Origin of the sequence: Pseudaeromonas paramecii, assembly GCF_039540575.1 — a bacterium.
GTDB lineage: Bacteria > Pseudomonadota > Gammaproteobacteria > Enterobacterales > Aeromonadaceae > Pseudaeromonas > Pseudaeromonas paramecii.
In genome coordinates, this window is record NZ_BAABFC010000003.1 from 148,936 (window position 1) to 162,208 (window position 13,273).

Here is a 13,273-nt window from a genome sequence, read left to right on the forward strand (position 1 = left end):
CAGTTATAGTCACACTGGGGCCAAACCGGAAAAGGACGGACAAATATTCCGGCCGCAGCGCCAAGATCGGCGCCATTCGACCCTTATTTGTCAGGCGACCGCGCTGCTCTGAGCGCCTGCCGGCTGGCGAGGCGAGCGACTCGCTGGATAAATGCTGGCCAGCGCTCATCACCACCTTGCCGACGGCTGGGTCGTGCCGCTTAGAGTATGATTAAGCATGGCTCATCGCTCCTGCGGCTCTGGGGCATCACCTTATCGCTGAGGATGAAAGATTGGATAAATCAGGCACATCATGTCGGCAATGCCTCGAATCGGTGGATCTTGGCTTTGATTTCACCATGGCATTTCAGCCAATCATTCAATGCTCGTCTAGAACCATTTTTGGCTATGAAGCCCTGGTGCGCGGCCTGCACAACGAATCGGCCCATTCCATCATCTCTCGGGTTAACGAGGACAATCGCTACAGATTCGATCAGTTGTGCCGAATCAAGGCCATTGCCTTGGCGGCAAAATTGAACATCAAGACCATGGTCAGCATTAATTTTCTGCCCAATGCCGTCTATCGACCAGAACGCTGCATCCGCACCACATTAGAGGCCGCCAAAGAATATGACTTCCCCATCGAGCAGATCATGTTCGAATTTACGGAAGTCGAGCAGGTCAAAGATCATCAACACATCAAAGGCATAGTCGACTACTACAGGCGCCTTGGATTCAAGACGGCGATTGATGATTTTGGCTCAGGCTATTCCGGCCTCAACCTGCTGGCCGATTTTCAGACCGACATCGCCAAACTGGATATGGAACTGATCCGCAACATAGATCAGGATCCCGTCCGGCAGATCATTGTCAGAAACCTGGTCGCCATGTTCCAGGAGCTGCAAATCACCCCGCTGGCGGAGGGCATAGAGACAACCGCTGAGCTGGGTTTTTTACGCGCGGTGGGGATAGATCTAGTGCAGGGCTATCTCTTCGCCAAGCCGGGGTTTGAATCCTTACCCGAGGTGGACTTTTCGATTCTGTGATATGGCCAACCCCCCAGCAGATACCATAGACGCGCGCCATCAGGCCGCAGCCCGTCGCCATACACCCCGAGGACGCCCCATGCCCCCCTACCCCAGGCTCAATAAGATCTATGCCGGCTTTATCTTAGGTGCCGGGCTGACGGCCGCGGCCGTGGCGGGTTACAGCGCCCTGTTCAATGCCGAAGATGAGCAGACCGCCTGGCTGGTCGGCGGGATGGCGGGGCTGATATTGCTGGGTGCCTGTCTGCTGGTGCGTTCGGCGGCCCGCCTGCGCCTCACGGCCGAGGGGGTAAGCCGCGGTAACCGCACACTGCGCTGGGACGCCATCACAGGCGTGGCGCTGATCGGTGCCGGCATCCAGCTGACCGATGGCCGACACAAGCTCACCCTGGCCCCCTGGGCCTATCAGGAGCCGGAGGCCGTGCGGGCCTTCATTCAGGCTCACCTGCCCCGCCCTCAGAGATAACCCTATGCTGCCCAGCCTGGAAACCCCCCGCCTGCAGATCCGGCCCTTCACCCTGACGGATGCCGACTTTATCCTGACCCTGCTGAACGAGCCGTCGTTTCTGCGCTACATAGGTGACAAGCAGGTGCGCAACCTGGCCCAGGCGCGGGACTATCTGGCGCAGGGGCCGCTGACCAGCTATCAACGCCACGGCTTGGGCCTGTGCCTGGTGAGCCTGCGGGCGGGCCTGACGCCCATCGGCATGTGCGGTCTCATCCGCCGGGTCGAGCTGGACGCGCCGGATCTGGGCTATGCCTTCCTGCCCGCCTACTGGCAGGCCGGTTACGCCGCCGAGGCGGCAGGCGCCGTGCTGGCCCAGGGCGTGGCGGAGCTGGGGTTGACCCGGGTGCTGGGCGTGACCCTGCCGGACAATGCGGCCTCCCAGAAGCTGCTGCAACGGCTGGGCTTTGCCCTCATCGGCACCCAGCCGCTGTACGGCCAGCAGAACCAGCTCTACGAATACCGGCCGTGAGACGGTAAGCCCAGGACAGACAGAAACAACAACGCCCTGCCATGCAGGGCGTTGTGCTTGGTACTCGTCACCAGGGCGAGCCGTGAGGCCAGACTTAGTCGCGATCGATGGCGAAGGCCGACCAGGCCTGACGGGTGGGCATGACTTCCACCCGGTTGATGCAGATATGATCCGGCAGGGTGGCGATGTAGAACATCTGCTCGGCGATGTCTTCGGCGGAGAGCGCCGTGGTGCCGCGATAGAGGCGGTCGGAGGCGGCCTGATCGCCCTTGGTGCGCACCAGGGTGAACTCGGTCTCGGCGATGCCGGGGGCCAGGTCGGTCACCCGCACACCTGTGCCCAGCAGGTCACAGCGCAGGTTGTAGCTGAACTGTTTGACGAAGGCCTTGGTGCCGCCGTAGACGTGGCTGCCCGGGTAGGGCCACTGGCCGGCGATGGAGCCGACGTTGATGATGCTGGCACCGGCGCCCACCTCAATCAGGGTGTGCAGCAGGGCGTGGGTGACGTTCACCAGCCCCTTGACGTTGGTGTCGATCATGGTGTGCCAGTCTTCCAGCTCCACGCTCTGGGCGGGGTTGGGCGACAGGGCCAGACCGGCGTTGTTCAGCAGGCATTTGACCTGCTTGAAGCCTTCCGGCAGGGCGGCCACCACCGCCTTCACCTCATCGGCATTGCGCACGTCCAGGGTGGCGTAGTGCACCGGCACCTTGGCGGAGAGCTCGTCGGCCAGCGCCTTGAGGCGATCGGCCCGGCGACCGGTGATCACCAGGCTCCAGCCGGCGTCAGCAAAACGGCGGGCGGCGGCCCGGCCAAAGCCGGAGGTAGCCCCGGTAATGAAAACAACATCTGCCATTGTTCGACTCCTTATCCTTGTCACGCAAAAAGGGTGCTGCGGGGCTTATTTGAGTATCACCCACAGCGACATCAAGATCAGTAGCGGGGCGACCCCGCGGCGATAGTCCAGCCCAGGGTAGCGCCGAAACAGGCTCTGGCCCAGCTGATTCCCCAGCAACGAGGGGATCAGCATCCAGGCACCCAGGGTCAGCACCTGGCGATCCAGCAGCCCGGAGAGGGCCAGCCCCACCAGGGTGGCGGCACTGCACAGGGCGAAGAACAGGATGGCGGTGGCCCGCTGGGCGCTGGCCTCGATGGGCTGATTGAGCAGGTAGACCATCAGGGGCGGCCCGCCGGCGGAGGCCGTGGTCATGGCCAGCCCGGAGGCGATCCCGGCGCCCACCGCGAAGCGCTGGGCCAGGGGACGCAGGGGCACCTGAAACAGCAGCAGCAGGCCACCCGCCAAGGAGAGGCCCCCCACCAGCAGGCTCATGCTACCGGCCGGCAACCAGTTCACCGCCCAGATCCCCAGGGGCAGGGCCAACAACATGCCCAGCAGCAGGCGCCCCAGCAGGGGCCGGTGACAGTGCACCAGCGCCTGAGGCAGCAGGCCGACGCAGCAGGCCAGATCCAGCAGTATGGCGGTGGCCAGCGCCTGCTGGGCCGGCAGCAACAGGTTGAGCCCCAGCACCACCATGACCGCATAGCCGAAACCGGCAAACCCCCGCACCAGGCCGGCCAGGCCGGCGATACACAATGCCGTCACCATGACGCCTCCCGGCCGCTTGTTATCCTGGCCTCACAATACGAACAAAGCGCGCCGGCCAATAGGGCCAGATGCCGCCGGCGGCCGGGACACCCGCCCGCCGCTGGCCCAACTGACTCAAGCATCGCCGGAAACTGGCTCTACCCCCCGGGCCAGCAGCTTCATAGTCTGGCTGCAAGGACGTCGGCCAGGGGGCCGCCCCATTTTCAGTGAAGAATACGAGAGGTACAGCATGAATCAGGTACTGAGTTGCGAACTGGCCGTCACCAACGGCGATGTCTACGATCTGGACCGGGCCTATGTGTTTCACTCCTGGTCGGTGCAATCCGCCCTCAAGCCATTGGTGATCGCCGGCGGCGAAGGCTGCCGCCTGTGGGATTACGATGGCAAGGAGTACCTGGACTTCAGCAGCCAGCTGGTAAACACCAACATCGGCCACCAGCATCCCAAGGTGATTGCCGCCATCGTCGAGCAGGCCAATCAGCTGGCCACAATCGCCCCCGCCACCGCCAACCTGGCCCGTGGCGAGGCGGCCAAGCGCATCGTCAACCTGGCACCGGAAGGCTTCAACAAGGTGTTCTTCACCAATGCCGGCGCCGATGCCAACGAGAACGCCATCCGCATGGCCCGCCTGGTGACCGGCCGTGACAAGATCCTCTCCGGCTACCGCTCCTATCACGGCAACACGGGCGCCGCCATCGTCGCCACCGGCGATGCCCGTCGCGTGCCGAACGAATATGCCCGTGGTCATGTGCACTTCTTCAACCCCTATCTGTACCGCAGCGAGTTCGCGGCCACCACGGAGGCCGAAGAGAGCGAACGCGCCCTGACCCACCTGCGCCGCATCATCGAATGCGAAGGCCCCACCTCCATCGCCGCCATCCTGATGGAGAGCATCCCCGGCACCGCCGGTGTGCTGGTGCAACCCGCCGGCTACATGCAGGGGGTGCGCGCCCTGTGCGACGAGTTCGGCATACTGCTGATCCTGGATGAGGTGATGGCGGGCTTTGGCCGCACCGGTCGCTGGTTCGCCTTCGAACACTTCGGCATCCAGCCGGATCTCATCACCTTCGCCAAGGGGGTCAACTCCGGCTATGTGCCCGCCGGTGGCGTCATCCTGTCCGACCAGGTGGCCGACTTCTTCCAGGATCGTTACTTTCCGGGCGGCCTGACCTACTCGGGTCACCCCCTGGCCATGGCGGCCATCGTTGCGACCCTGGATGCCATGGCCGAGGAGCAGGTGGTGGAGAACGCCGAAATGATAGGCAACGAGGTGCTGGGCCCGGGCCTGGCCGCCCTGGCCGCCAAGTACCCGTTGATCGGCGAGGTGCGCGGTCTGGGGGTCTTCTGGGCGGTGGAGCTGGTGAGCGATGCCGCCAAGCGCACCCCCCTGGCCGCCGAGGTGATGGGCAAGATCAAGACGGCGCTGATCGCCGCCGGTCTGCTGCCCTTCGTGGTGGACAACCGCATCCACGTGGTGCCGCCCTGCACCGTCACCGTCGACGAAGCCAAGGCCGGTCTGGCCATCATCGACCAGGTGCTGGCCCAGTTCGCCTGAGCCCTGGCTCAACCAAGAAAAAACCGGCCAATGGCCGGTTTTTTTGTGCCCTCAACGGCCCTGCTGTAGCGCCACCTCTACATTCACCCCCAGCACCAGCACGCCGCGCAACCGCCCGGCCTGCCAGAGGGGATAACTGATGTGGCTGATAAACTGGTGGCTGGAGTCGTCATACAGGATCACCGGAGCCGCCTGCTGCCCCCGCTCCAGCCAGGGCTCGCCCCCCGGCCCCTGCGCCCGTGCCTGACTCACCAGGGCGGACACCTTCTCCTCATCTCCCTGCCAGTAGTCCGATGTGGGCAGGGCACTGGCAATCAGCCGACCGCGCACGTCCGTGACAAACAGCTCTGCCAACCGCCCCTGTTGCGCCTGCTGCCAATCGGCCAGCTGACGAGAGAGCGGTGAAGCCAACAGGCGGGTAACCCAGTCCGGCGGGGACCCACCGTCCCGCTGCCAGGCCAGCCACTGGTCATCCAGGCGGCTGGTCGCCAGGGCATCCCAGGGCGTCACCTTGGCCAGAGCCTGCCACAGCGCGAGTTGCGCCAGCCAATGGTCCCGATCCCGGGCCGTCTGCTGGCGGAGTATCTGCTGCTCCGCGTCATTGAGCTGGCCACCGGGCACGCTGCAATCGGGCAGCTGGGCGTTGAAGCGGGACAGGAAACCGGGATGCTGATCGAGGAAGTGGTGCGCCCAGTTGACGCCGAGGGCGGTGTAGCGCTCGAAGCGGCGGGCCAGTTGGCGACGGACGGGTGCCGTCGCAGCGGCCAGGGTGCGCTCATCCGCCAACACCAGATCGATGCGGCCAATCTGCAACAGCCGCAACAGGCTCTCCTGCTGGTTGACCAGTACGAAGGGGGGCCAGCCCTGCTCCTGCAACCAGTTGGCCTGGTTGCTGCCCCGCAGGGCGCCGATGCGCAGCCCCACCGGAAAGTCCGCCGTCTGCAACACGGCGGGGGTCAGGGCATACCAGTACCACTTCTCCAGCACCAGGGGGGCAGACAGGGTGGCGAAGGCGCTTTGGGCCGGATCGGCCATCACGCTGAAATAGCCGTCGGATCGCTGCTGCTGGACATTGACCTGGGCCCGCTTCCAGGGCACCAGATCCACCTGATAGGCCAGCTGCAGCCGGGACAGGGCGCAATCGAGCACCTGCACCGCCTCGCCGCTGAGCCGACCGTCCACCACCACCTGGTAGGGTGGCGCCGGATGTGAGTCCAGCTGCAGGGTGGCGCCCGCCAGGCAACCACTCCACCACAGCCCCATCCACCATACCTTGCGCACCTTGCTCTCCTGGCCATGATTCTGGGGCAAGTATGGCTCAACCGGCGCGCTGCGCCGCTGACGATGGCTCGCCTGCCCAGATAAAAGGTGCAAAAAGTCCACAGGTTAGGCAGTGCCGCGAGGAACCATGGCCCAGCGCCCAACATCCGGGAATGACAACAAAAAGGGCTCCTCCTGAAGCGGTATCCGTGTTAATCAAACCACCACGCGACGGTGTCATCATGGTCTGCTGGCCGGGGCCCTCGCCCACCGAGACGTCGGACGCCAGCACCTCGCCATGCACGAACCGCCAACCACCGACAATAACGAGAGAAGATGATGAAGCTTGCTGTTGTGTTGCGCCGCCACCCGCGCCTGGCGCTGGCGGCCGCCCTGCTGTTGGGGCTGGCCGCCACGGGCGCCGCCCTGACCCGGAGCCCGACTCCCGCCCCCGCCCCTGCCGCCACGCCACCGGCCGCCGCCCTGACCGTCAGCGTGACCAGACCGCGTACTCAGCACTGGCCCATGACCATCAGTGCCAACGGCAGCATCACCGCCTGGCAGGAGGCGGTGGTGGGCGCCGAGATCGGTGGCCTGCGGCTGACCGAGCTGCGGGTGGAGATCGGCGATCGGGTCAGCAAGGGCGAGATCCTGGCTCGCCTGCAGGATGATACGGTGCGTGCCGAACTGGCCCAGACGGCCGCCAGCCTGGAGGAGGCACAAGCCGCCTTGCAGGAAGCCACCGCCAATGCCGACCGGGCACGCCGGGTACAGGGCAAAGGCACCCTGAGCGAGCAGCAGGCCACCGCCTACCTGGTGGCGGAGAAGGCCGCCAAGGCCCGGGTGGCCGGCCTGCAGGCGGCGGTACAAAACGCCCGGTTGCGCCCGGCACAGACCCGCATCGCGGCCCCGGATGACGGCACCATCACCCACCGGCTGGCCACCCTGGGCGCCGTGGTGCAGACCGGTGACGAACTGTTTCGCCTCAATCGCGGCGATCGCCTGGAATGGCGCGCCGAGCTGCCCGCCGCCGAGCTGGCGCAGATCCGCCCCGGCATGCCGGTCCGCCTCACCACCAACGCCGAGCAGATCCTCGACGGCACGGTGCGCCGCATCGCCCCGACGCTGGATGCGGCCAGCCGCACCGGCCTGGTCTATGTGGATCTGGCGGCCCACCCGGATATCCGCGCCGGCATGTTCGCCCATGGTGACATAGCGCTGGGCCAGGCGGCGGTGGTGACTGTGCCCCAGCGCGCCCTGCTGCTGCGGGACGGCTTCCACTATCTGTTTCTGCTGGCGGACGACCAGAGCCTGACCCAGCTCAAGGTGACCACGGGGGCGCGGCGCGGTGACGAGATCGCCATCCTGAGCCCGCTGCCCAGCGATGCCCGGGTGGTGGACAGCGGCGTGGGCTTCCTCAACGACGGGGATCGGGTACGGGTCAGTACCCTGGGCACCTCCGCCGCCGTCGGCACGGGGGCTTAGTCATGGCACACCTTAACGTATCGGCCTGGTCCATCCGCAATCCCATCCCCAGCGTGCTGGGCTTCCTGCTGCTGACCCTGATCGGCCTGCTGGGTTTTCATCGGATGGGCATCCAGAACATGCCGGACATCGATCTGCCCATGGTGGTGGTCAGCGTCGCCCTGCCCGGCGCCGCGCCGTCCCAGATGGAGACGGAGATCGCCCGCAAGATCGAGAACTCGGTGGCCTCGGTGCAGGGGGTCAAACACATCTACACCCAGACCACCGATGGCTCGGCCACCATCACCATAGAGTTCCGGCTGGAGAAACCGACCCAGGAGGCCCTGGACGATGTGCGGGATGCCGTCAGCCGCATCCGCTCGGATCTGCCGGGAGACATGCGGGATCCGGTGATCAGCAAGTCCGATCTGGCCGGCACCCCCATCCTCACCTACACGGTGGCCTCCAGCCGCATGGATGACGAGGCCCTCTCCTGGTTTGTGGACAACCAGCTGACCCGCGCCCTGCTGAGCCTGCCGGGGGTCGGCGCCGTGAACCGGGTCGGCGGTGTGTCCCGGCAGATCCGGGTCGAGCTGGATCCGGATCGCATGCAGGCCCTGGGGGTCACCGCCGCCGACCTGTCGCGCCGGGTGCGCCAGATCCAGCAGGAGGCCTCCGGTGGCCGAGCCGATGTGGGGGGCGCCGAACAGTCGGTTCGCACCATAGCGACGGTGCAGACCGCCGAGCAGCTGGCGAGGCTGGAGCTACCGCTGGCCGATGGCCGCGCCATTCGCCTGGATCGCATCGCCTCGGTGCGCGACACCATCGCCGAGCCCCGCTCCCTGGCCCTGCTGGACGGCAAGCCGGTGGTGGCGGTGGAGATAGTGCGCAGCAAGGGCGGCAGCGAGGTGAACATAATGCACGCGGTGCGCCAGGCGCTGGATGAGGTGCGGCAGCAGCACCCGGACATCCGCATCGACGAGGCCTTCAACTTCGTCACCCCTGTGGTGGAGAACTACGACAGCTCGATGCAACTGCTGTATGAAGGTGCCCTGCTGGCCATCCTGGTGGTCTGGCTGTTCCTGCGGGACTGGCGCGCCACCCTGGTGTCCGCCGCCGCCCTGCCGCTGTCCATCATCCCGACCTTCGGTGTCATTCACCTGCTGGGGTTCAGCATCAATGCCGTCACCCTGCTCTCCCTGTCCCTGGTGGTGGGCATACTGGTGGACGATGCCATCGTCGAAATCGAGAACATCATGCGTCACCTGCGGATGGGCAAGCGGCCCTACCAGGCGGCGATGGAGGCCGCCGACGAGATAGGCCTGGCGGTGATCGCCACCACCTTCACCCTGATCGCCGTCTTCCTGCCCACCGCCTTCATGACCGGCATCGTCGGCAAGTTCTTCGTCGAGTTCGGCTGGACCGCCGCCATCTCGGTGTTCTTCTCCCTGGTGGTGGCGCGCCTGCTGACCCCCATGATGGCCGCCTACCTGCTCAAGCCCCAGGCCACGATGGAAGCGGAGCCCCGCTGGCACCGGCACTACATGGCGCTGGCCCACTGGTGCCTGCACCACAAGGGGCGCACCGCCGCCCTCACGACGCTGTTTTTCGGCGGCGTGCTGTTCGGTCTGGCGCCCCGGCTGCCCACCGGCTTCATCCCGCCGGATGATCTCTCGCAAACCCAGATCCAGCTGACCCTGCCACCGGGCAGCACATTGGCGCAAACACGCCACAGCGTGCAGCTGGCCGAGCAGCTGGCCGCCGGCAATCCCCATGTACGGACTATCTACACCACCATAGGCGGGGGCGCCTCCGGCAGTGATCCCTTTGCCGGCGGAGGCAGCAGCGAGGTGCGCGAGGCGACCCTGACCCTGAACCTCACCCCGCGGGAGGAGCGTGCCGGCCTGAGCAAGCAGGCCATAGAGCGGGATCTGCGTGAACGCATGAGTCAGGTGCCCGGGGTGCGGGTCAAGGTGGGCCTCGGCGGCTCCGGCGAGAAATACCAGCTGGTGCTCTCCGGGGACGAGGGGGAAACCCTGGCCCGCTTCGCCCAGCAGGTGGAACGGGAGATGCGCGCCATTCCCGGGGTTGGCAACATCACCTCCAGCGCCAGCCTGGTGCGCCCCGAGCTGGTGATCCGCCCGGACTTTGCCCGCGCCGCCGATCTGGGGGTCACCGCCGAGGCCATCGCCGATACCCTGCGCATCGCCACCATGGGCGACTACGACCAGAACATTCCCAAGCTGAATCTGGCCCAGCGTCAGGTGCCGGTGCTGGTGAAGTTCAAGGATGCCAGCCGCGAGGAACTCAGCCGCTTCGCGCGCATGCTGGTACCTGGCAGCCACGGTCCTGTGATGCTGGCCAATATAGCCGACATCCGCCTGGAGAGCGGGCCGGCGCAGATCGACCGCTTCGATCGCTCCCGCAACATCACCCTGGATGCCGAGCTCAATGGCATTGCCCTGGGGGAGATGGAGGCGGCGGTCAGCGCCCTGCCCAGCCTGCAGCAGCTGCCGGCCGGCATCCACCAGGCAGCGCTGGGGGACGCCGAGGCCATGGCCGAGCTGTTCGAGGGCTTCAGCCTGGCCATGTCCACCGGCATCCTCTGCATCTATGTTGTGCTGGTGCTGCTGTTCAAGGATTTCGTGCAGCCGGTGACCATACTGGCGGCCCTGATCCTGTCGGTTCCCGGCGCCATACTGGCCTTGTTCCTCACCCATACCGCCCTGTCGATGCCGGCGATGATCGGCCTCATCATGCTGATGGGGGTGGCCACCAAGAACGCCATCTTGCTGGTGGAATACGCCATAGTGGCGCGCCAGCAGCGGGGGCTGGATCGGTTGGCCGCCCTGCTGGATGCCTGCAGCAAGCGGGCGCGCCCCATCATCATGACCACGGTGGCCATGGGGGCCGGCATGTTGCCCATCGCCCTGGGCCTGGGCACGGATCCCAGCTTTCGCGCCCCCATGGCCATCGTCATCATCGGCGGTCTCATCACCTCCACCTTTCTGAGCCTGCTGGTGGTGCCCGTGGTGTTCGTCTTCATCGACGATCTGCGGCTGCGCCTGCTGGGACTGTGGGGAAAAGGCACGCCCCGCCAGGCGACGGACGCCTGAGCCGGGCGGGTTTGGCGGGGCCAGACGGCCCCGCCGTGACTCAGAACTGATACTGGTAGGTGAGGGCGGCGGCCACCGCATCGGCGCGGTAGTTGCCCACATTCAGCAGATAGAGGCGCTTGTTGTAACGCTTGTCGATGAGGCCCAGCAGGTTGTAGCCGTTGAGGCTCACCTTGCCGTAGCCCTGGGTGTCGTAGTGCAGCCCCAGATCCAGGAACATGGCCCGACCGACGGAGTCGAAGTTGCCGGGATCCGTCAGGTTGGTGGCGGAGGAGTTGGGATTATTCTCCCGGGCGTCATTGGTGCTCTGGATCTGATCCTCGGCGCCGTCATAGTGCCAGAAGACCCGCAGGTTGCCGGTGAGCTGCCAGGCGGGATCCCACTGCCAGGCGCCGTACAGCTTGGTGATGTGATTGCTCCAGTTGTTCAGATCGTTGCCATAGCCGATGTGGGACGCCGTGATGCGGGTGGAGCCGCCCGGCGCCAGATCGAAGTCGTCCAGCTTGCTCCAGCCATGGGAGAAACCCAGGCTCAGCCCCTCGAAGCGATAGCCCAGCTCCAGCTCGGCGCCGCCGTACTTGAGATCCCCCACCGGCTGGGTGTGCAGGGTGGTGAAGTTAAAGCCCAGCAGCTCGGCCTTACTGTAGAAGCCGGTGAGGGTCAGGTTGGCATGCAGCCCCAGATCCCGGCTGTAGATCAGCTCGGCGCTGTCCAGCCGCTCGGACTGGGGATCATCGCCGGCCAGGTATTGAGCCCGCAGCTCTTCGGCGTTGTTCTTGCGCAATGAGCGGCTCAGGATGGCCTTCAAGGTATCCCGCTCCGACAGGGCCGCCACCCAGGCCAGGCGGGGTGACCACATCCAGCCGGTGTAGCGATCCTTGTCCGCCCGCAGGCCGACAAACTGGGTGAGCCAGGGCTGCAGCTGCCACTGATGTTCGCCAAACAGGCCGATGGCATAGGTGGCCCAGGGATCCATCTCCCCCAGGGCGGACGAATAGGCCTCATCGAAGCTCCAGCCAGACAGGCCCCAGCGGGAATAGATAAACTCGCTGCCCAGGGCGCTGGCGTGGCGGGGGCTGTGGTTCCAGTTGAGGGTGCCCCGCAGCAGGTACTCCTCCTCCCTGTGGTTCTCCGGGCTGTTGCCGTCCCAGAAGCTGTTCCACAGCTCCCGGCTATAGACGGTGGTGTCGTAGCCGCCCTTGAGCTCCAGCCAGAGGCGATCGCTCAGCACATAGAGCTGGCTCATATCCAGCGCCAGCTGACGATACCCCACCCCCTGGGTGCCATAGGCCGACTCCGGTGTGCCCTCGGTACCGTAGCCGTTGGGGGCGCTGTAGACCACCTTGTGCTCCCAGGTGAGCTGCTCACCGCCCTGGGAAAAACGCAACCAGGCGTTGAAATCCTGCCTCTGATAGTGGGCGTGCAGCTTCACCTTGGGCCGGTTGTGGAAGCTGGCATGGTTGCCCGGCACCGAGAAGGGTACCGCCTCGCCGCCGGTGACCTCGTCGCCCCAGACGGTGCTGTCGCTCAGGCCATACACCAGAGGGGCGCTGCCATTGCCGGCCCCCCGGTAGTCGCTGATGCCGCCATACAACCAGAGGCCGTGATCGGCGCCGTCGAACGGCACCGTCTGCCGCCACTCCAGGGCGGTGAAGTCATCCCCTACCCCCCACTTGAGGCTGACCCCATCCGGGGCATGCTGGGCAAAGCTGTCGGTCTGGATGTTGATCACCATGGAGACGGCACCCGGACCGTAGATCACCGAGCCCGGCCCACGCACCACGTCTATCTTGCGGATGTCCCCCAGCAGGGGCAGATCCCGCTCGGCGAGGGCGCCATAGTGGGTCTTCTCGTTGAGCACCCGGCCGTTGAGCACCAGCAGGTACTTGTCGTCTCTATCGCCAATGATGCCCCGCATGCCCATGTGGGAGGCTTCCCAGTGGTGAGGCAGGTAGTGGAAGCTGGGGACATAGATCTCCAGCAGATCGAACAGGCTGCGGGCGCCGGACTGGGCGATCATCTGCCGGTCGATGCTGGTGATGGACGCCGGCATCTGCCGCAGGGCCGTCGGGGTCAGGGTGGCGGAGCCGTCCAGCTGGATCTGCATCAGCTGCTCCAGGCTGAGATCCAGCAGGGCGTCCTCCTGCTCCTGCGCCTGAACCGCTCCCATCAACAGCAGCCCGGTCAGCAGGGCCCCACAGCGTGCTACATCCATACCCACCCAATCCCGTCGACAATCCCTGTCTTTATTGATAGCCAACAGTAACCAGCCT

At 65.6% G+C, this 13,273-nt stretch carries 10 protein-coding genes; 6 read left to right on the plus strand and 4 right to left on the minus strand.

Annotated elements, in window-relative coordinates:
• The first annotated feature begins 272 nt into the window (after positions 1-272).
• The 3 genes from ABD847_RS03290 to ABD847_RS03300 all read left to right on the plus strand — a co-directional run bounded on the left by ABD847_RS03290 (position 273) and on the right by ABD847_RS03300 (position 2,002).
• Positions 273-1,025, plus strand: coding sequence for an EAL domain-containing protein (locus ABD847_RS03290; RefSeq protein ID WP_425568370.1), 753 nt, complete (start codon positions 273-275; stop codon positions 1,023-1,025).
• A 79-nt stretch (positions 1,026-1,104) separates the two neighbouring features.
• Entirely contained in the window at positions 1,105-1,491 is a 387-nt protein-coding gene (locus ABD847_RS03295; RefSeq protein ID WP_345010009.1) for a hypothetical protein, read from the plus strand.
• Positions 1,492-1,495: 4 nt separating this feature from the next.
• Positions 1,496-2,002, plus strand: coding sequence for a GNAT family N-acetyltransferase (locus ABD847_RS03300; RefSeq protein ID WP_345010012.1), 507 nt, complete (start codon positions 1,496-1,498; stop codon positions 2,000-2,002).
• A 94-nt stretch (positions 2,003-2,096) separates the two neighbouring features.
• Here ABD847_RS03300 and ABD847_RS03305 read toward each other — a convergent pair whose 3' ends face one another.
• Both ABD847_RS03305 and ABD847_RS03310 read right to left on the minus strand, forming a co-directional pair.
• Complete coding sequence (locus ABD847_RS03305; RefSeq protein WP_345010014.1) at positions 2,097-2,855, minus strand: SDR family NAD(P)-dependent oxidoreductase; 759 nt, start codon at positions 2,853-2,855, stop codon at positions 2,097-2,099.
• A 45-nt stretch (positions 2,856-2,900) separates the two neighbouring features.
• Positions 2,901-3,605: a TSUP family transporter gene (locus ABD847_RS03310; protein ID WP_345010016.1), complete on the minus strand. Its 705-nt coding sequence runs from the start codon at positions 3,603-3,605 to the stop codon at positions 2,901-2,903.
• A gap of 229 nt (positions 3,606-3,834) precedes the next feature.
• Between ABD847_RS03310 and ABD847_RS03315 the strand changes: the two genes are divergently transcribed.
• Entirely contained in the window at positions 3,835-5,160 is a 1,326-nt protein-coding gene (locus ABD847_RS03315; RefSeq protein WP_345010018.1) for an aspartate aminotransferase family protein, read from the plus strand.
• A 51-nt stretch (positions 5,161-5,211) separates the two neighbouring features.
• Here the strand turns inward: ABD847_RS03315 and ABD847_RS03320 are convergent, their stop codons facing one another.
• The gene (locus tag ABD847_RS03320; RefSeq protein WP_345010020.1) at positions 5,212-6,441 is read right to left on the minus strand and encodes a transporter substrate-binding domain-containing protein; all 1,230 of its coding nucleotides are present in this window, start codon (positions 6,439-6,441) and stop codon (positions 5,212-5,214) included.
• 315 nt (positions 6,442-6,756) lie between these two features.
• Here ABD847_RS03320 and ABD847_RS03325 point away from each other — a divergent pair, with 315 nt between their 5' ends.
• Both ABD847_RS03325 and ABD847_RS03330 read left to right on the plus strand, forming a co-directional pair.
• Positions 6,757-7,905 carry an efflux RND transporter periplasmic adaptor subunit gene (locus ABD847_RS03325; protein ID WP_345010022.1) on the plus strand — a complete coding sequence of 383 codons (1,149 nt, stop codon included), beginning with the start codon at positions 6,757-6,759 and terminating at the stop codon, positions 7,903-7,905.
• Between the two features lie 2 nt (positions 7,906-7,907).
• Positions 7,908-11,000: an efflux RND transporter permease subunit gene (locus tag ABD847_RS03330; protein ID WP_345010024.1), complete on the plus strand. Its 3,093-nt coding sequence runs from the start codon at positions 7,908-7,910 to the stop codon at positions 10,998-11,000.
• 40 nt (positions 11,001-11,040) lie between these two features.
• Here the strand turns inward: ABD847_RS03330 and ABD847_RS03335 are convergent, their stop codons facing one another.
• On the minus strand, positions 11,041-13,215 hold the full coding sequence (locus tag ABD847_RS03335; protein WP_345010026.1) for a TonB-dependent receptor plug domain-containing protein: 2,175 nt from the start codon (positions 13,213-13,215) through the stop codon (positions 11,041-11,043).
• Between the last annotated feature and the right edge of the window lie 58 nt (positions 13,216-13,273).